Raw genomic sequence first — 19,148 nt, 5'->3', positions numbered from 1 at the left:
CGGAGGGTATATCGGATGCGCGGTGGGGAACGGGGTGAAGCACGTGATTCGTGGAGGACATCGGCGTTGCCTCTCTGAAGGATTCGACGGCGGTGCTCGAGGCGCGTGGCATCGGCGGCCGGCTGTTTCCTCGCTGCCCGCGCCCGGCCCCCCAGGTCCGCGCCTGCCCCTCAAACTAGTGAGCCGCGCCCCCACCGCGCAACGGATACCCGCGACGGCGCCGAAGCTCGTCCCCGGCGATCATCGGCTTCAGGATCGGCGGCGCGAAGACAGGCGAAGTCGGTCGGAATGATGGCCCTCACGGCTTCGGTTTCACTAAGATGCGGGCAGATCCACTGGAACCAGGGCAGATCCGGTTGGGGCACGGGCGTCCTGCGTGAACGGAGCCGGCATTGAGCAGACCATCTGTTTTCGAGCGCGCACTGATCAGCACTTTCGCGCGGGTGAACCGCCGCAAACCATGGCACAGACTGCCCTTCGCTTTCGGCCTGCTCAACCTGATCGCGCTCCGCGATCAGCTGCGGTCCGAGAACCTGACGGACACGCGCACCCCGGGCGATGCCGGACGGACACCCGGCGTCACGCTGGCGACCGCTCCCGACGCCGAGCGTCGGTTCCGGACCGCCGACGGGTCGTACAACGACTTGAGCGACCCGGACATGGGGCGGGCGAGCACCCGATTCGCGCGGAACGTCCCGATCGCCAGCGCGTGGCCGGCCGCAGCCGCCGACCTCGCCGCGCCCAACCCACGGGAGATCAGCCGGCGGCTGATGCGACGCGAGCAGTTCACACCCGCCACGTCGCTCAACCTCATCGCGGCGTCGTGGATCCAGTTCCAGACGCACGACTGGTTCGCCCACGGACGCGAGGAGGAAGCGCACATCGAGATCCCGCTTCCCGAGGGCGACACCTGGTTCGAGAACCCGATGCGGATTCCGCGGACCAAGCAGGACGCGACGCGCGTCGACGGCGACAGGGACCTTCCGCCGACGTACATCAACAGTCAGTCGCACTGGTGGGACGCGTCCGCGATCTACGGAAGCTCTGAGGCCAGGCGCGATGCGGTGCGCAGTCGCATCGACGGAAAGCTCGCGCTGAAGGACGGTCGGCTGCCGCTCGACCCGAAGGCCGGAGTGGCGCTCACCGGATTCAACGAGAACTGGTGGGTGGGGCTCGGGATGCTCCACACGCTGTTCACTCTCGAGCACAACGCGATCTGCGATGCGCTGAAGAAGGACCACCCGCACCTGACAGACGACGAGCTCTTCGGCACGGCGCAGCTCATCACCTCCGCGCTGCTTGCGAAGATCCACACCGTCGAATGGACGCCGGCGATCATTGCGCATCCCGTTCTCAAGGTCGCCATGCGCGCCAACTGGTGGGGGCTCGCGGGTGAAAGGCTGCATCGACGATTCGGACGCCTGGGCCGGAGCGATCTCGTCAGCGGCATCCCCGGCTCCGCCCACGATCACCATGGAGCTCCCTACCAGCTGACCGAGGAGTTCGCCGCGGTCTACCGCCTGCACCCTCTGCTGCCCGATCAGCTCGACGTCCGCTCGCTCGCCGACGACTCGCTGCTGGACACCATGGAGTTCAAGGAGATCATCCTGCTCAATGCGGAGCGCGTGCTGGCCGGACCACAGGAGGTGCAGGATCTCTGGTACTCGTTCGGGGTCCAGCATCCCGGAGCAGTTCAGCTTCACAACTTCCCGAGCTGGATGCAGGATCTGACGCTTCCGGACGGCGTCCGACTCGACCTGGCGGCTCTCGACATCGCGCGTGACCGCGAGCGAGGCGTGCCCCGCTACAACCAGTTCCGCAGGATGCTGCACCTCACGCCGGTATCCACCTTCGACGAGCTGACGGACAACCCGCAGTGGGCGCGAGAGCTCGAGGAGATCTACGGAGACGTCGAGAAGGTGGATCTTCAGGTGGGCATGCACGCAGAGACGCCGCCCCGCGGATTCGGCTTCAGCGACACCGCTTTCCGCGTCTTCATCCTCATGGCGAGCCGGCGGCTGAAGAGCGACCGGTTCCTCACGGACTGCTACACGGAGGAGTACTACACCAAGACGGGATTGGACTGGATCGCCGACAACACGATGAAGTCGGTCCTGCTGCGCCACTTCCCTCAGCTCCACCCGGCCCTCGACGGCGTGTCGAATGCCTTCGCCCCGTGGAACGTCGTCGGCGCGACGCCCGCCGGCGCATCCAGCTCCACCTCGGCTGCGGCATCCGCCGCCGCATAGATCCGACGCACCAGCACTTCTGACAGAGGAGTCCGATGACCACGACAGAAGAGGACCGCGAGGCGCGGTTCGAGGTGATCCGCACCTACTGGAAGGTGCTCATGGCGGGGGACATGGTCGGTTTCCGCGCTCTTCTTGCTCCGGATGCCGTCATCCACTATCCCGGACAGCACTACCTCTCGGGGGACTACAGGACGAACGACGACATCGTCGAGCTGTATACGAAGCTCACGCAGTTCATCAAGGACGGCGTCTTCGTCGGCGAGGTGCTCGACATCATGGCGGGCGAGAAGTACACCGCGGTCTTCATCCGCTATGAGATCCGGATGCCGATCAAGACGATGAAGGGGCGCGCGATCGGTCTCTTCGACCTGCGCGACGGGAAGATCCACGAATACTGGCTCCACGAGTGGAACCAGCACATGATCAACTGGGTCTTCCGCTCGTCGCGGTGGTTCGGGTGGCTCATGCCCCTCCTGCGGAAGAAGAAGTGACGATGTCCACCTCCTCCACCGTGAAGCAGAAGCCCCTCCCGCCCGGTCGCTTCGGGCTGCCATGGCTGGGTGAGACGTTCTCGATCCTTCGCAACAACCACGGCTTCTACAAGGACCGGATACAGAAGTACGGACCGATCTTCAAGACGCGGCTGTTCGGCAACAGCTTCGTCGTCTTCTCGGGTCACGAGGCATTCCACACCTTCGCGACGGACGAGCGGATCGTCCGCGGCGACGCCGACCCGATCTCGGCGGAGCAGATCTTCCTCAACTCGCTGGCTCTCATCGATGGGGTGGAGCACCACGGCCGCAAATCCGTCATGCTCCGAGCCGTCGGCTACCGGTCGGCGATCGCGTCCTATCTGCCCACGATGCAGGGCCTGCTCCAGCGGACCATCGACCCATGGCTCCAGAGCGGGACAGCCCAGGACATGCGGGCCGACCTTCAGCGCTTCGCTGCCCGGCTGACCGGCGCGCTGTACACGGGAGACCTGAGCGAGGAGCATGCCGCAGAACTGGATCATCACCTCGCGAACATGCGCGATGCGTTCATGACCCTGCCGGTCGCCATCCCCGGGACCACGTATGGGAAGGCGATCGCGGGGCGCAAGCGCATGGACGCGATCATCGGCGAGGCTCTCGAGAAGCACAAGGCAGGCGGGTACGACGACATCGTCTCTCGCATGATCGACGCCGCGAACGACACCGACGTGCCCCTCGATGCACTGCGGGGCGACATCCGTCACCTCATCTTCGCGGGGCAGGGCGGGTATTTCGTGCCCCTTACGCTGACGACGATGATCGTCGGTCAGCATCCGGAAGTCATGGAGCGGGCGCGTGCCGAAGTGCTGGCGGTCTCTCCGGACGGCCCGATCACGATGGATCAGATCGACCGGATGGAATACCTCGAGCAGATCTCCAAGGAGGTGCGCCGGTACTTCGCGATGAACTCCGCGACCTTCTTCGGGCGGGTCCAGGAGGACATGGAGGTCGGCGGCTTCCGTATTCCCAAAGGCTGGGGTGCGATGGGCGCCATCCATATCAACATGCGCAATCCCGACGTGTTCCCCGATCCCGACCGCTTCGATCCGGATCGGTTCACCCCGAATCAGGAAGCAGCCCTCCCTCCCGGCAGCTATGTGCCGCACGGGGACGGCCAATCGACGCATCATCGCTGCCCCGGAGAGAACATCGTGACGGTGGCCGTGAAGGTCTACCTGACGCTGCTGCTGCGCAGGGCGGAATGGTCGATCCCGGAACAGGACCTGACGCTGACGAACGAGCTCTTCCCCCTCCCGGCGAGCGGACTCGTCGTGAGATTCCGCGAGCATGCCGACGTCGCCGGCTGACGCCTCCGGGGTGCGCACCTCCGGGGAGCGCGGCATCCGGAAGCTGACCACTCTGACGCGGCTCATGATCTTCGGCGACCGTCAGCCTCTCGCCCGGACGCCGAAGGATGCCGGGATGGACTACGAGGAGGTGGCGTTCGCCGCGACAGACGGCGTGACTCTGAAAGGCTGGTTCGTCCCGGCGGGGCCCGCCCGGGGGCCGGCCGTCATCTTCGTGCACGGATGGCTCTGGAATCGGGTCGGCAATACCGCGGGCCGGGTGCCGTTCGTCGACCGGGACGTCGACTTCCTGCCCGCGACCCAGGCGCTTCATGACGCCGGCTTCCACGTCCTCCTCTTCGACCTGTCGAACCACGGCGAGAGCGGCAGGCGACCGCCGCTGACCATGGGCCGATGGGAAGCACGGGATTTCAACGGCGCCGTTTACTACCTCAGGTCGAGGCGGGACGTCGATCCTGCGCGCATCGGTGCCCTCGGCACGTCGGCGGGTGCGAACACCGTGATGTTCTCGATTCCCGATGGTCCTCCCGTCAAAGCACTCCTCGCGGTGCAGCCGACCCGACTGCCGGTCTTCAATCGACACTTCGCACGGCAGGTGCTCGGACCCCTTGGCCCTGCCGCGGCACGCAGCACGGATCTCGTGTACCTGATCCTGCGGGCCCCGCTGCCGAGTCGTCACAACCCGGCTCTCGCCGCACCGCATCTGCGGGGAACCGTCGTGCAGTACGTCCAGGGCACCGGTGACCCGTGGGGCGAGATGGGGATCGTCGAGGAGTTCTCCGCCCTCACCCCTCACTCGCTGGGCGTGATCCGGTTCCCTTCGTCGGGGCGCTACGAGGGCTACCAGTACGTCAGCAAGGAGGCCGCTGACGTCGCGGGCTTCTTCACCGCCCAGCTGTAGGCGCGTCGGCTCCTGGGCGTCTCAAGACGCGCTGCGTGCGGTTCACGCGTGCCAGAGCCCGTCGTGGGCGGCCTGACGGGTGTACTGCCGCGGGTCGAAGAACCGGTCGTAGTACTCGAGCTCCAAATGCGAGAACTGCAGCCACATGCCGGGCGTGTAGAACGCGTCGACGTGCGCGGGAAACCGCCCATAGGTGTCCCAGATGTAGTTGCAGATCTCCTTGGTGTAGGCGATCTCATCCGGACCGAAGCGCGTGCCCTTCTCGAGGAACGCGTTCGCATCGTCACGGTTCCGGTAGGAGCTCGCGAAGACGTCGGTGTTGCCGTAGGCGGGCCCGTCCGCGCTGTACTTGGACTCCACGACGCGGTCCACGGCTTCATCCATGGAGGAGACGTACGGGGGAGTGAGGCCTTCCAGGATGCCGTCGATTCCGACCGGGTTGGCCTGGGATGCCGGCACGGGCGGCCACTTGCGGTGCTTCTTCGTCGGCTCCTGCAACCGGAATCCCAGCCCGTGCCAGCCCTTCGCCTCATCCTGCTGCCAGATGTACGGCGGGAAGACCGACCCGTGGATCCACCCGCCGAGTCCCATCGACTGGCCGAGCAGCATGAGGTTCTGGAAATAGAAGAAGGACTCGTAATCGGTGCGCATCGCGTGCGCGAACCCGAGCGGCGCCTGGCTGTCCTTGTTGACATAGCCGCTGCGGACCCGGGAGAGCCCTCCGATCGGGTGGTAGGGGATCTTCGGCGTGAGCCCGATGCCACCGCCGATCTTCGCGAACCATTCCACGAAGCCCTTCGGGTGGAAGCTGCGCCAATCGTCGAGGAACAGCGGGCGCATTCCGCCGGGTTCGGTGAGGAGGATCAGGATGGCGTTGATGTACTGCCACGTGCAGTCCACGACCGGGAAGAACAGCGTCGTCCCGGGGGCGTTGGAGGCCTGGTTGTTCCAGCCGAGGTAGTACGGCCACTCCCGGGGGAAGTCGAGACGCTTGTCGGACACGCGGATGATGCACTCGTCGGCCGTCGCGAGCCAATCCGCCTCGGTCCAGTCGCCCCATTTCGGCGGAAGGTCCTTCAGCAGCTCGAGCGCGCGCGCACCCCGCGGAGCGCGCAGGAGGAAGATCCCGTCGTCGTTGATCATGAAGAAATGCGTGGCCTGCGCATTGTCGGCGCTGCTGCCGGTACGCGCCAGGATGTTGAGGAACGGCGTGCCCAGTTCGTTCATTCCGTTCTTCTCCACGAGCGGCCCGTCGTGGGTCGTGATGCCGGTGATTCCGGTCACGCAGGTGACGAGGATCGCCTCCTCGAGCTTGCTGAGAGGGGCAGCGGCGTTGTGGCTCTCATGGCTCAGCGGGCCGGCGTTGACAGAGAAGCCGCGAGGGATCCGCCTCGTTCGCCGATCGGTCAGCGCGCTGAGGAAGGGGTAGCTGCCCAGATCTGCGAGACCCGGATGCTGTTCGTCCGCGGTCGGCTCAGGGGCGGTGGACTCGTCGACGCTGGTCATAACGGGACTCCTCGTGGTGTCAGTTGAAGCGATCGAGCAGTGCGGTGACAGTCGGGTAGACGTCGCGGGCGGCATCCTTGCCCACGAAGCAGTCCATGTGCGAATAGCCGGGGATGATGGTGCGCGAGTAGAGCTCGGGACCATTGGCGTCGCGGAGCCAGTTGTACGTCAGCTCGCTGCCCTCGGGCAGGAAGAGCCGATTGTGCTCGCCGTGGATGAAGGCGATGGGCACCCGCATGTTGGCCGCGCCGTCGAGGTAGTCGTGCTCGCCGTCGAAGCTCACGGCGTGATCCTCGCGGAGGATCTTCGTGATCTGCGTCAGGGTCTTGATGTTCGCGACTCCGAAGGCCTCCTCGAGATGGTCGTGTGTCTCATCGTTGAGATGGTCGTGGTCGTACACCTCGCCGTACATGAACATGACCCGGCGGCAGAACGGGCGGTCACAGGGCTCGTCGCCCGACGGGTAGATCGACAGGGCCTTGTCATAGAGCCGCTCGAACAGCGAGGGATCGTCGTCGAACTCCGTCGTGAGCGAGTCGATTCCCAGCGCGTCCATGACATCGGCGGCGTAGATGCCGGCCCGGAGCTCATTGAGCGCACCCGCACGCGGGTGGAGCGTCAGCTGCGAGGCCACCGATGACCGCACCCCTGGGAGGCCCAGGCTCAGTGCCATGAGCAGGGTCAGCGAGCCCACGCAGTGCGCCATGATCTGCACGTCGTCAGCTCCCGAGACCTCGCGCACCTTTCCGACGGCGGCGGGATAGTCGTACCGCGCGATGTCGTCGAGCGTGAACTGCGTCGAGCCCGACGCAAGCAGGGGGCTCGCGCGATAGTCCAGCACCCAGACGTCGTAGCCGTGCTCGTAGAGGTACTCGGGATAGTTCGTCTCGGTGGTGTCGATCGTGTAGGCGATCGACGAGGTGCCGAACCCCGGCGTCAGGATGACAGGACCCTTCGTCCCTCCCTGGAAGCGCGTGAGCCTGAGCCCGACCCCGTCGGGCGTCGTGAACTCGTGCACCGTGGGATCGCCGCAGCGCAGCGGTCGTCGTACTCGGTCCGGGGTGCTCGTCGTCACGCCCGGAGCGTCATCGCTCATATCGACCCCCGAAAATGGATGCCGTGCCCGGTGTCGCCCCCGCCTGACCCCCGACCCGGCTCGTGCGACGCTTCAGCATATTGGCATCGATGCGCCCGCGTCACGGGAATCCCCGCGACAGGCGACGGTAGACTTCTCGCGTGGCCCCACGCCGGTATTCGCACGCGGCCGTCGCCGCGGCGATCGGCACGCGAACGCTCCAGGCCTGAGCGGGCAGGACGCGCAACGCGGCCGAAGCTGAGCAGACCTCGACCGAACCACACTCTGGAGACTTCCCTTGACTGACGTCGCCCTTCCGTCGGCCGTGTCCTACCCGGCTGACGGCTTCGCCCTCTTCACCGATCGCTCTGTCATCGCCCTCCGTGTCAACGGCGAGCTGCGAGACCTCGCGACGACCGTGCAGTCGACGGATGCCGTCGAGCCGGTGACGATCGACAGCCCCGACGGTCTCAGCATCCTGCGCCATTCGGCGGCGCACGTGCTCGCGCAGGCCGTTCAGCGCATCGACCCCCAGGCGAACCTCGGCATCGGTCCGCCGATCACCGACGGCTTCTACTACGACTTCGGCGTGGCCGAGCCGTTCACACCCGAGAAGCTCAAGGCGATCGAGAAGGAGATGGACCGCATCGTCCGCTCCGGGCAGCGGTTCGTCCGTCGGGTCGTGACGGACGATGAGGCGCGCGAGGAGCTCGCGAACGAGCCGTTCAAGCTCGAGCTCATCGGACTCAAGGGCGGCGCCGCGAAGACCGAGGGCGCCTCGGTCGAAGTCGGCGCGGGCGAGCTCACGATCTACGACAACGTCGATCCGCGCACGGGCGAGACCGTGTGGAAGGACCTCTGCCGCGGACCGCACCTTCCGAGCACCCGCGGGATAGGCAACGGCTGGGCTCTCCAGCGCATTGCGGGCGCATACTGGCGCGGAAGCGAGAAGAACCCTCAGCTGCAGCGCATCTACGGCACGGCGTGGCCGACCAAGGACGAGCTGCGTGCCTATCAGGGACGTCTCGAGGAGGCCGCCAAGCGCGATCACCGCAAGCTCGGGCGGGAGCTCGACCTCTTCTCGTTCCCGGACGAGATCGGATCGGGACTCTCGGTCTGGCACCCCAAGGGCGGCATCGTCCGCGGTGAGATGGAGCAGCACGCCCGTCGTCGTCACATCGAGGGCGGCTACACCTACGTCTACACCCCCCACATCTCGAAGCAGGATCTCTTCCTCCAGTCCAACCACCTCGTGACCTACAAGGAGGGGATGTTCCCGCCCATCCACCTCGATGAGGAGCGGGACGCCGAAGGCGAGATCACCAAGGCGGGGGTCGACTACTACCTCAAGCCGATGAACTGCCCGATGCACATCCTGATCTTCAAGGAGCGCGCGCGCAGCTATCGCGACCTGCCCATGCGTCTTGCGGAGAACGGCACGGTGTACCGCAACGAGCTCTCCGGCGCGCTCCATGGACTCACTCGGGTGCGCGGCTTCACCCAGGACGACTCCCACCTCTTCGTCACGCCCGAGCAGCTCGAGGACGAGGCGACCCGCGTGCTCGAGTTCGTCATCTCGATGCTGCGGGACTTCGGCCTCGATGACTTCGAGCTCGAGCTGTCGATGCGCGATGACGAGAAGGAGAAGTGGATCGGGACGGACGAGTTCTGGGACTACTCCACCAACGCCCTCCGCAACGTCGGCCTCGCGAGCGGGCTGAAGCTCACCGAGGTGCCGGGCGAGGCCGCCTTCTACGGGCCGAAGATCGATCTCAAGACCAAGGACGCACTGGGTCGCACCTGGCAGCTGTCGACCGTCCAGGTCGACCCGAACCTCCCGGAGCGCTTCGAGCTCGAGTACACCGATCGCGATGGACAGAAGAAGCGTCCGATCATGATCCACCGCGCGCTGTTCGGTTCGATCGAGCGGTTCTTCGCGATCCTGCTCGAGCACTACGCCGGGGCGTTCCCGGTGTGGCTCGCACCGGTGCAGGTCATCGGCATCCCGGTGGCGGAGGAGTACGCGGACTACCTCGACGGCGTCGTCGCCACGCTCCGTGCCGCCGGGGTCCGCGCCGACGTCGACCACAGCGACGAGCGCATGCAGAAGAAGATCCGCAACCACACGACCCACAAGGTGCCTCTCCAGCTGATCGCGGGCGAGCAGGACCGCTCGGCGAGCACCGTGTCGTTCCGGTTCCGCGACGGCACCCAGCGCAACGGCATCCCGATCGATGAGGCGGTGGCTCTCGTGCAGCGCGCGATCCAGACCCACGCGCTCGTGAACACCGCGGAGGACCTCGTTTGAGCCGGGACCCGGATGCCTCTGCCGGTGCCGGCGAGGATTCACCGCTGGTCGCGGCGAGCACCCTCGCCGGGGTTCCCGACGAGTTCCAGCGGCTGTGGACGCCGCATCGGATGGCGTACATCCAAGCGGGCCCCGAGCCGCTGCGCGAGGTGTGTCCGTTCTGCGCGGCGCCGGGGATGTCCGACAGCGATGCGCTCATCGTGCACCGTGGGGTGACGGCGTATGTGCTGCTGAACCTCTTCCCGTACAACTCGGGACACCTGCTCGTGTGCCCGTACCGCCACATCGCGACGTACGACGAGGCGACGGCCGAGGAGGTCGCCGAGATCGGCGCCCTCACCCAGCGGGCGATGCGGGTCCTGACGCGAGTGTCGCACTGCGACGGGTTCAACATCGGCATGAACCAGGGGAGCGTCGCCGGCGCGGGGATCGACGCGCACCTGCACCAGCACGTCGTCCCGCGCTGGGCGACCGACGCCAACTTCTTCCCGATCATCGCGAAGACGAAAGCCCTCCCGCAGCTCCTCGGCGACGTCCGGCAGACCGTCGCCGGCGCGTGGGACGCCTGACCTCACGCATCCCGGCGCCCGGCGCACTTGCGTGCGTGGCGGTCGCCCGAGAACAGGCGATCTGCCGAAGGCAGGCAGCATCTCGCCCGAACGGCCTGTCTGGGGGCGATCGCCTGTTGCCGGCGGCAGCTCAGCGGACCTGACGCACCTCGAACTGCATCCGCGGGTGTGCGTAGGCCTCCTGCGACTCGACGAGCTGCAGCTCGCGCTGCCCGGAGTCGAAGGTGTTCTGAAGCAGGTCGAAGACACTCGACGTCGTGCGCGCGAGGGCGAGGGCGGCATCGCCGGTCTCGCGGTAATGCGCGGTGAAGAGCGCGGCCGTGACGTCGCCCGAGCCGTTCGCCTTCATCGGGATCTGCGGCGTTTGGACGATCCATGCACCCTGGTCATCGACCGCGAGCATCTCGATCGTCCCGGCGGGGCGGTCGGGCCGCTCCACGCTCGTGACGAGCACGGTGCGCGGACCTATGGCACGGGCGAGATCGGCCGATGCGAGGGTCGAATCGAGATCCGCAGGCTCCGTGCCGGTGAGGAACCCGAGCTCGAACTGGTTCGGCGTGATGATGTCAGCCTGGGGGACCACGCGCTCGCGCAGGAGGACGGGGATGGCCGGAGCGACGAAGCATCCCGACTTCGCGTTGCCCATCACCGGGTCGCACGAGTAGACGGCCGCCGGGTTCGCCGCCTTCACCCGTGCGACGGCGTCGAGGATCACGTCGCCGATGCCCTCGCTGCCCTGATAGCCCGAGAGCACGACGTCGATGTCGGGGAACGCACCGCGCTCCTCGATCCCCGTGATGACGTCCGCGACGTCGGCCGGCGCGATGAGCGGCCCGCGCCACGCGCCGTACCCCGTGTGGTTGGAGAAGTTCACGGTGTAGACAGGCAGGACGTCGATGCCGATCCGCTGCAGGGGGAAGACGGCGGCGGAGTTCCCGACATGGCCGTAGGCGACAGCCGACTGGATGGAGAGGATCTTCACCCGATCGATCATCCCACCTTGCGGATGGCGCCATCCGCCGCGGCGGCCGCGAGATCCTCGGCGAGCTGCTCGGCATCCTGATCATCCAGGTCATGGACGGTGAGCCGCAGATGCGATGCGGCGTCCTCGTCCCCCAGGATGAACTCGTCGCCGGGCCGAGCCAGCCATCCGCGCCGCATCAGCCGTTCGGTCACGCTGCGCGCGGGGACGGGGACGCGAACCCAGAGGTTGAGTCCGTCGCCGGCCACAGCGGCCAGCCCGTGGGCCGACAGGCGGCGCGCGAAGGCGGCATTGCGCTCGGCGTAGTGGTCGGCGGCGGCGTGGATCTCGGCGAGCACCCCCTGATCGGTCACGAGCGCGTGGGTCAGGCGCTGCAGCAGGTGGCTGACCCACGTCGTGCCGGGTGTCAGGCGCATCGCGAGCCGCTCCGCCGTGCGGGGATCGGATGCCGCGACCGCGAGGCACATGTCGGGCCCGAGGAACTTCGACACCGACCGCACCAGCGCCCATCGTCGATGTTCCGGCCCGATGAGCGAGTGGTAGGGACGGGTGGAGAGCATCGCGAAATGGTCATCCTCGATGACGAGGACGTACGGATGCTCGGCGAGGACGCGGCGCAGCTGCTGTGCGCGACCCGGCGACAGGCTCGCGCCGGTCGGGTTCTGCGCCCGGGGAGTGCAGACGACCGCCCGGACACCCTCGGCGAGCGCGGCCCGCAGACCGTCCACCGTCATGCCCTCTTCGTCGACGGGGATGGGCACGGGCCGGTAGCCGCCGAGCCGCACGGTGTGGATGCTGGCGAGGAAGCACGGGTCCTCGAGGCCCACCGCGTCGTCGCGGGTCAGCGCCTGCGCGAGGAGCCGCTCGATCGCGTCCGATGCGCCGCTTGTGATCGTCAGCCGGAAGGGCAGTGAGGGGTCGAGCGCCTCCCGCATCCATTCCGTCGCCCAGACCTCGAGTTCGGGGTCGATCACCGGCTCCCCATAGAGGACGGGACGGCGCGTGACGTGCGACAGCGCGTCCGAGGGGTCTGGGATGAGATCGGGGTCGGGATTGCCCGTGCCGATGTCGCGAAGGACGCTGTCGCTCGCGTAGCCGTCCTGTGCGACGGCCGCGCGATCCGCGATCCGTGTACCGCCTCGGCCGCGCGAGACGAGGACTCCTGCTCCTGCGAGCTGCCGGTAGGCGGCCACGACGGTGTTGCGATTGATCCCGAGCCGGTCGGCGAGGGACCGCACGGGCGGCAGCGGATCCCCCGCGGAGAGGATGCCGCGGTCAAGGAGGTCGCGGACGCTCTCAGCGATCTCGACAGCCGTGCTCCCGCTGATGTCGTCGATCATCTGGCCCCTGCCACGGTCGAAGTGTACGTGCTGGTACGTGCTATCTTTTGGCCTAGGCCAATCCCGAGGAGTCTATCGATGTCTTCCCCCACGACCGGTTCGTCGCGCGTCAAGCGCGGACTCGCAGAGATGCTGAAGGGCGGCGTCATCATGGACGTCGTGACAGCGGACCAGGCGAAGATCGCCGAGGATGCCGGCGCGGTCGCCGTCATGGCGCTCGAACGAGTGCCCGCCGACATCCGCGCACAGGGCGGCGTGTCGCGCATGAGCGACCCCGACATGATCGACAGCATCATCGAGGCTGTCTCGATTCCCGTGATGGCGAAGGCGCGCATCGGCCACTTCGTCGAGGCGCAGATCCTGCAGGAGCTCGGCGTCGACTACATCGACGAGTCCGAAGTCCTCTCGCCCGCCGACTACGTCAACCACATCGACAAGTGGGGCTTCACGGTTCCCTTCGTCTGCGGTGCCACCAACCTCGGCGAGGCGCTTCGTCGCATCAATGAGGGCGCCGCCATGATCCGCTCGAAGGGCGAGGCCGGCACGGGCGACGTATCCGAGGCCACCAAGCACATCCGCAAGATCACGAGTGAGATCAACGTCCTGAAGTCGATGACGAAGGACGAGCTCTACGTCGCCGCGAAGGAGCTGCAGGCCCCGTACGAGCTGGTGGCCGAGATCGCATCGACCGGCACGCTGCCGGTCGTGCTGTTCGTCGCGGGAGGCGTCGCGACACCCGCGGATGCGGCGATGATGATGCAGATGGGGGCGGACGGCGTCTTCGTCGGCTCCGGCATCTTCAAGTCGGGCAACCCGGCCGAGCGCGCCGCCGCGATCGTCAAGGCCACCACCTTCTACGACGACCCCAAGGTCATCGCCGATGTCTCCCGCGGCCTCGGCGAGGCGATGGTCGGGATCAACGTCTCGGATCTCCCCGCCCCGCACCGCCTTTCCGAGCGTGGCTGGTGATTTCGATGCGCGGGCTTCGCGCGCTACTCAATCCACGGTGAAGGCTCGCGTCGGCATCCTCGCGCTCCAGGGCGACATTCGCGAGCACGCGCACGTCCTTCGAGACCTGGGGGCCGAGGTGTGCCTCGTGCGGCGGGCCTCCGAGCTCGCCACGGTGGACGGGCTCGTCATCCCGGGCGGCGAATCGAGCGTCATCGACAAGCTGTCGCGCACCTTCGGCATGCAGGGACCGATCCGCGAGGCGATCGCGACGGGCATGCCGGTGTACGGCACCTGCGCCGGGATGATCATGCTGGCCGACCGGCTGACGAACCCGATCGCCGGCCAGGAGACCTTCGGCGGGCTCGACGTGGTCGTCGAACGCAACGCCTTCGGCAGCCAGGTCGACTCGTTCGAGACCGACCTCGAGGTGGATGGCTTCGACGATGGACCGGTGCGTGCGACGTTCATCCGCGCGCCGCTCGTCACTGAGGTGGGCGGGCGGGCGACCGCGATCGCGAGGCTTCCCGGCGGGGGAGTGGTCGCCGTCGAGCAGGGCCCGCTCCTTGCCACCGCCTTTCACCCCGAGGTGGCGGGCGAGACGCGGTTCCACAGACGGTTCCTGGACATCGTGCGCGCCGCGGCGCGTTGATTCGACGCCGAGCGGGTTAGATTTCACGCATGGCGATCAACGACTGGTGGCGGGAGCATCCCGAGGAGCGCTATTGGATGATCGCCCCCTCGAGAGGCGTGGTCGGCGACGCCCTCTCGGCTCCGAAGACCGCGCTCGACCGCCGGTTCGAGTGGTCGCACGAGCTCGTCGGGCACACGCAGCCCGGTGACACGATCTTCGTGTGGGATCGAACGCTCGCATCGCCCGGGATCGCCGCATGGGGACGCATCCTCGGCCCGCTCGGCGAAGAGCAGCGCGTCCGGCATGGCGAGTCGCTCCCGCACTGGCGGATGCCCGTGAGCGACACGCTTCGGCTCGCCGCGCCGATCACCATCACGGCCCTCCGACGCATCGGCTCCGACATCGTCGGCGTGCGCGATGACGTCGAGGCGATGACCGATGGGCCCGTCTACTTCCCCTTCATCGGGTCCGCCGAGACGCTGGTGCCGGCGCCGGCGTACCTGACCAAGATCCCGCGCGATCTCGTCGCGCTGCTGTCGTCGCGGTTCGGGTTCGAGTTCGCCCTGTGACATGACGGCCTGGGTCGCACTCCTTCGCGGCGTGAACGTCGGCGGCATCACGATCCGCAGCGCCGACCTGGCGCACGTGTTCCGCGAGCTGGGGTTCGATGCGGTGCGCACGGTGCTCGCCAGTGGCAACGTCACGTTCGAGACGGATGCCGCTCCTGACCACCGCGCAGCACTCAAGAAGCGGATCGAGGAGGCGCTGGGCACCCGATTCGGCTACGACGCCTGGATCCTCCTGATCACGCGCGACGAGCTCGCCCGAGCGATCGAGGGATTCCCCTTCGACGGGACGGATGCCGCGCGCCAGCCGTGGGTCGTCTTCTGCATCGACGACTCGACCCGTGACGAGCTGATCGACGCGGCGGCGTCGCTCGATGCCTCGGTGGACCCCGTCGGGTCTGCACCGGCAGTCGTCTACTGGAACCCTGCGAAGGGTTCGTCGACCGACACCCCGTTCGCGAAGGTGCTCGCCAAGCGGACCTTCAAGCCACGGACCACCAACCGGAACCTGCGCACGCTGATCAAGATCCTCGGCTGACCGGCTCGCGATCCTGACGGTTCCGCGTCGCGGATTAGACTGGTGCGCATGTCCGGCCACTCCAAGTGGGCGACGACCAAGCACAAGAAGGCGATCATCGATTCGCGCCGTGCCAAGTCATTCGCCAAGCTCATCAAGAACATCGAAGTCGCCGCCAAGATGGGCGGCCCCGACCTCGCAGGCAACCCCACGCTCTTCGACGCCATCCAGAAGGCGAAGAAGACGTCGGTCCCCAACGACAACATCGATCGCGCCGTCAAGCGCGGTGCCGGCATCGGCGGCGAGGCGGTCGAGTACTCGTCGATCATGTACGAGGGCTACGGTCCGAACGGCGTCGCCCTCATGATCGAGTGCCTCACCGACAACAAGAACCGTGCTGCGGCCGAGGTGCGCACCGCACTCAGCCGCAACGGGGGCAACCTCGCGGATCCGGGCAGCGTGGCATACAACTTCACGCGCAAGGGCGTCATCGTCGTCTCCGGCGAGGGCACGACCGAGGACGACGTCATGCTGGCCGTGCTCGAGGCGGGCGCCGAAGAGGTCGAGTCCCAGGCTGAGGGCTTCGCGGTCATCACCGAGGCAGCCGACCTCGTGAAGGTGCGGTCGGCGCTGCAGGAGGCCGGCATCGATTACGAATCGGCGGACGTCGAGTTCGTGCCGAACCTCAAGGTCGAGGTCGACGCCGACACGGCGCGCAAGATCTTCCGGCTCATCGACGCGCTCGAAGACAGCGACGACGTGCAGAACGTCTACAGCAACTTCGATCTGACGGCCGACGTGCAGGCCGAACTCGAGAACGACGAGTAGACCGGGGCGCCGGCCCCAGGCGCGCCTGGGCGGGCGCCGCCGTCAGTCCGGTTAGCGTGGGGGAATGCCTCGAGCTCGCGCATCGCTTCGCGTGATGGGGGTGGACCCCGGTTTGACCCGCTGCGGCGTCGGCGTCGTGGATGTCGCCCGGGATCGCTCGGCCGTCCTCGTGCACGTCGGGGTGATCCGGTCCGACCCCGCGATGGCGATCGAGCAACGGCTCGCGGCGATCGCCGCAGGATTGCGCGGCGTTCTCGATGAGCATCGGCCGGATGTCGTCGCAGTGGAGCGCGTGTTCGCCCAGCAGAACCGGAGCACGGTGATGGGCACGGCCCAGGCCAGCGGAGTGGCACTCCTGATCGCGGGTGAGCGCGGCCTGCCGGCGCAGACGCACACGCCTACTGAGGTGAAGGCCGCCATCACCGGCTACGGGTCTGCAGACAAACGGCAGGTGCAGGCGATGGTGGCCCGCATCCTCCGGCTCGACGCGCTGCCCAAGCCCGCGGACGCCGCCGACGCCCTCGCCCTCGCTCTCTGTCACGCCTGGCGGGCCGGGGTCGGCGCAGCGCCGGCGAGCGGGGGAGCACTCACCCCGGCTCAGCGCGCCTGGCAGGATGCCGAGCGGCTCGCGCGTCGCTGACCGCGAGCGTGTCGGTCGAACAAACCTGCGAACGGGTCCCTAGGCTCAGAGGATGATCTCCTCGGTTCGCGGTCGCGTCGTGCACGCTGACGCAGACTCGGTCGTCGTCGAAGTCGGAGGCGTCGGACTCGCGGTCGCGGTCTCGCCGCAAGTCGCGCGCAGCGCACACCTCGGCGACGAGCTCCACCTGCACACGACGCTCATCGTCCGCGAGGACGCGCTCTCGCTCTTCGGCTTCGAGACCCATGACGAGCTGTCCGTCTTCTCGCTGCTGCTCGGCGTCACCGGCGTCGGGCCCAAGTCGGCGCTCGGCGTGCTGTCGACACTCACCGTGGGGCAGATAGCGGATGCTGTCGCGGCCGACGACGACGCGCCGTTCCGGCGAGTGTCGGGGATCGGTCCGAAGACCGCGAAGCTGATCGTCGTGCAGCTTGCCGGCAGGCTCTCGCCCGCCCGCCTCACCCCGAACGGGCATGCCGGCGCTCCGTCCGCAGTGCCCGTGCAGGTGACCCAGGCGCTGGTCGGGCTGGGCTGGTCCGAGCGCATCGCGGCAGAGGCCGTCGCCGCTGTGGCGGACGACGCCACAGCGGCCGACCGCGCGTCCGTGCAGGCGCTCCTGAGACTCACGCTCGCCGTCCTCGGCCCGGCACGCAAGGAGCATGCGGGTGGATGACGTCAGAGACCTGGCCGAACCGGCCGACGAGATCGAGCTCGCGATCGAGGGGGCCCTGAGGCCCACATCCCTTGCGGAGTTCGTGGGCCAGCAGAAGGTCCGCGGGCAGCTCCAGCTGCTGCTCGATGCCGCACGCATCCAGCAGCGCCCGCCCGACCACATCCTGCTGTCAGGCCCTCCCGGCCTCGGCAAGACGACGTTGGCGATGATCGTCGCACACGAGAGCGGCAGGCCCCTGCGGCTGTCCAGCGGCCCCGCGATCCAGCACGCCGGCGACCTCGCCGCTCTGCTTTCCAGCCTGACCCCGGGCGAAGTTCTCTTCATCGACGAGGTGCACCGCATGGCGCGCTCCGCGGAGGAGATGCTGTACCTCGCCATGGAGGACTTCCGCATCGACATCATGGTCGGCAAGGGCGCGGGGGCGACCAGCATCCCGCTCGATCTGGCGCCCTTCACCCTCGTCGGTGCGACGACCCGCTCAGGACTGCTTCCCAACCCGCTTCGCGATCGGTTCGGCTTCACCGCGCACCTCGAGTACTACGAGGTCGATGAGCTGGAGCGCGTCGTCGAGCGGTCCGCGCTCATGCTCGGAGTGGCCCTGCCTCCCGAAGGGCGCGCCGAGATCGCGCGGCGCTCGCGCGGCACGCCTCGCATCGCGAACCGCCTGCTGCGCCGTGTGCGCGACTATCAGGTCGTGCATGGCGAGGGCGGGGACGTGAAGATGTCGATCGTGCGTGCCGCGCTCGACCTCTACGACGTGGACGCGATCGGGCTCGACCGGCTCGACCGGGCCGTCCTCGATGCCGTCGTGCGGCGCTTCGCGGGCGGCCCCGTGGGGCTGAGCACGCTCGCCGTGACCGTCGGGGAGGAGGGCGAGACGATCGAGTCCGTCGTGGAGCCCTACCTCGTCCGGATCGGATTCCTCGGCCGCACTCCGCGAGGCCGCATTGCGACGCGCGCCGCATACGCGCACCTGGGCGCGGCGCATCCCGACGGGGCGCTGAGATTCGATGACTTATAATCGCTGAAGGCTTTCGCCGATTCTCCTTCTCAAAGGCAGCGCCGCCTCGGCGCGCGCCTGACCCGAAAGGTTCCCATTTCCATGGACCTCTTCCTGATCATCCCTCTGGCCGCGCTCCTGGTCTTCATGTTCTGGAGCTCCCGCCGCCGGATGAAGAAGCAGAAGGACGAGCAGGCGGCCAAGGCGCGCCAGACGGTTCCCGGTGCCGAGGTGCTGCTTCAGGGCGGCCTCTACGGCACGATCGTCGAGTACGACCCTGACGACCTCGACAAGCCCGCGATCGTCGAGCTCGCTCCCGGATTCGAGGTCAAGGTGCACAGCCAGGCGATCCTCCGGGTCGTCGACCCCGTGGTCGACTCGGTCACCGAAGACGACTTCATCGACTCCGAAGTGAGCGACGACGAGTACAGCGGCGGCGCCGCGGACGACCTCATCGCGTCGCTCGACGACGACAGGGCCCGCGAGCAGGCCGACGCGACCGCCGACGCCGAGGCCGACAACGGCACGGACCGCAAGCCCAAGGCCTGATCTCCCGCACCTCGCGTCCC

The 19,148-nt window shown here is 67.6% G+C and carries 19 protein-coding genes; 15 read left to right on the top strand and 4 right to left on the bottom strand.

All coding sequences use genetic code 11. From position 1 onward, the window contains the following. Positions 1–392: 392 nt before the first annotated feature. The 4 genes from AC1DP3_RS04240 to AC1DP3_RS04225 are packed head-to-tail and all read left to right on the top strand — an operon-like array spanning position 393 to position 4,993. Entirely contained in the window at positions 393–2,249 is a 1,857-nt protein-coding gene (locus AC1DP3_RS04240; RefSeq protein WP_477291591.1) for a peroxidase family protein, read from the top strand. 35 nt (positions 2,250–2,284) lie between these two features. Beyond that, the gene (locus tag AC1DP3_RS04235) at positions 2,285–2,743 is read left to right on the top strand and encodes a nuclear transport factor 2 family protein (RefSeq protein WP_477291589.1); all 459 of its coding nucleotides are present in this window, start codon (positions 2,285–2,287) and stop codon (positions 2,741–2,743) included. A 2-nt stretch (positions 2,744–2,745) separates the two neighbouring features. Beyond that, entirely contained in the window at positions 2,746–4,092 is a 1,347-nt protein-coding gene (locus AC1DP3_RS04230; protein ID WP_477291587.1) for a cytochrome P450, read from the top strand. Then, complete coding sequence (locus AC1DP3_RS04225) at positions 4,073–4,993, top strand: alpha/beta hydrolase (RefSeq protein WP_477291585.1); 921 nt, start codon at positions 4,073–4,075, stop codon at positions 4,991–4,993. Before AC1DP3_RS04230 ends, AC1DP3_RS04225 begins: the two co-directional genes overlap by 20 nt. 42 nt (positions 4,994–5,035) lie before the next feature. On the opposite strand, the gene AC1DP3_RS04220 is transcribed toward AC1DP3_RS04225, so the two are convergent. Together AC1DP3_RS04220 and AC1DP3_RS04215 are read right to left on the bottom strand one after the other, a co-directional pair. Next, positions 5,036–6,499, bottom strand: coding sequence for a hypothetical protein (locus tag AC1DP3_RS04220; RefSeq protein WP_477291583.1), 1,464 nt, complete (start codon positions 6,497–6,499; stop codon positions 5,036–5,038). A gap of 19 nt (positions 6,500–6,518) precedes the next feature. Next, positions 6,519–7,574 (bottom strand): hypothetical protein, encoded by a 1,056-nt coding sequence (locus AC1DP3_RS04215; protein ID WP_477291581.1) that lies wholly within the window; start codon positions 7,572–7,574, stop codon positions 6,519–6,521. Positions 7,575–7,872: 298 nt separating this feature from the next. Between AC1DP3_RS04215 and thrS the strand changes: the two genes are divergently transcribed. Continuing rightward, a complete protein-coding gene (gene thrS / locus AC1DP3_RS04210; RefSeq protein WP_477291579.1) occupies positions 7,873–9,882 on the top strand; it encodes a threonine--tRNA ligase in 2,010 nt (669 codons plus the stop codon). Continuing rightward, the gene (locus tag AC1DP3_RS04205; protein ID WP_477291577.1) at positions 9,879–10,451 is read left to right on the top strand and encodes an HIT family protein; all 573 of its coding nucleotides are present in this window, start codon (positions 9,879–9,881) and stop codon (positions 10,449–10,451) included. The genes thrS and AC1DP3_RS04205 overlap by 4 nt, the downstream gene beginning before the upstream one ends. Positions 10,452–10,581: 130 nt before the next feature. On the opposite strand, the gene pdxY is transcribed toward AC1DP3_RS04205, so the two are convergent. Continuing rightward, positions 10,582–11,433 (bottom strand): pyridoxal kinase PdxY, encoded by an 852-nt coding sequence (gene pdxY, locus AC1DP3_RS04200; protein ID WP_477291575.1) that lies wholly within the window; start codon positions 11,431–11,433, stop codon positions 10,582–10,584. An 8-nt stretch (positions 11,434–11,441) separates the two neighbouring features. Beyond that, positions 11,442–12,773 carry an aminotransferase class I/II-fold pyridoxal phosphate-dependent enzyme gene (locus tag AC1DP3_RS04195; protein WP_477291573.1) on the bottom strand — a complete coding sequence of 444 codons (1,332 nt, stop codon included), beginning with the start codon at positions 12,771–12,773 and terminating at the stop codon, positions 11,442–11,444. 78 nt (positions 12,774–12,851) lie between these two features. Between AC1DP3_RS04195 and pdxS the strand changes: the two genes are divergently transcribed. From pdxS to AC1DP3_RS04150, 9 genes are all read left to right on the top strand, one after another. Continuing rightward, the gene (pdxS, locus tag AC1DP3_RS04190) at positions 12,852–13,742 is read left to right on the top strand and encodes a pyridoxal 5'-phosphate synthase lyase subunit PdxS (RefSeq protein ID WP_477291571.1); all 891 of its coding nucleotides are present in this window, start codon (positions 12,852–12,854) and stop codon (positions 13,740–13,742) included. 37 nt (positions 13,743–13,779) lie between these two features. Continuing rightward, positions 13,780–14,373, top strand: coding sequence for a pyridoxal 5'-phosphate synthase glutaminase subunit PdxT (gene pdxT, locus AC1DP3_RS04185; RefSeq protein ID WP_477291569.1), 594 nt, complete (start codon positions 13,780–13,782; stop codon positions 14,371–14,373). Between the two features lie 29 nt (positions 14,374–14,402). Further along, positions 14,403–14,924, top strand: a complete 522-nt coding sequence (locus tag AC1DP3_RS04180; protein ID WP_477291567.1) for a hypothetical protein — start codon at positions 14,403–14,405, stop codon at positions 14,922–14,924. A 1-nt stretch (position 14,925) separates the two neighbouring features. Continuing rightward, entirely contained in the window at positions 14,926–15,459 is a 534-nt protein-coding gene (locus AC1DP3_RS04175; protein ID WP_477291565.1) for a DUF1697 domain-containing protein, read from the top strand. 48 nt (positions 15,460–15,507) lie between these two features. Continuing rightward, positions 15,508–16,266, top strand: a complete 759-nt coding sequence (locus AC1DP3_RS04170) for a YebC/PmpR family DNA-binding transcriptional regulator (protein WP_477291563.1) — start codon at positions 15,508–15,510, stop codon at positions 16,264–16,266. Positions 16,267–16,330: 64 nt separating this feature from the next. Then, positions 16,331–16,906 (top strand): crossover junction endodeoxyribonuclease RuvC, encoded by a 576-nt coding sequence (ruvC, locus tag AC1DP3_RS04165; protein ID WP_477291561.1) that lies wholly within the window; start codon positions 16,331–16,333, stop codon positions 16,904–16,906. 52 nt (positions 16,907–16,958) lie between these two features. Beyond that, a complete protein-coding gene (gene ruvA, locus AC1DP3_RS04160; RefSeq protein WP_477291559.1) occupies positions 16,959–17,579 on the top strand; it encodes a Holliday junction branch migration protein RuvA in 621 nt (206 codons plus the stop codon). Beyond that, positions 17,572–18,600: a Holliday junction branch migration DNA helicase RuvB gene (gene ruvB, locus AC1DP3_RS04155; protein WP_477291557.1), complete on the top strand. Its 1,029-nt coding sequence runs from the start codon at positions 17,572–17,574 to the stop codon at positions 18,598–18,600. The genes ruvA and ruvB overlap by 8 nt, the downstream gene beginning before the upstream one ends. 81 nt (positions 18,601–18,681) lie before the next feature. Further along, entirely contained in the window at positions 18,682–19,128 is a 447-nt protein-coding gene (locus tag AC1DP3_RS04150) for a preprotein translocase subunit YajC (protein ID WP_477291555.1), read from the top strand. The last annotated feature ends 20 nt before the right edge of the window (positions 19,129–19,148 follow it).

The sequence above is a fragment of the Microbacterium sp. P5_B6 genome (assembly GCF_056400345.1).
The sequence above is the reverse complement of the archived record's forward strand: the minus strand, read 5'-3'. Positions and strand labels throughout refer to the sequence as shown.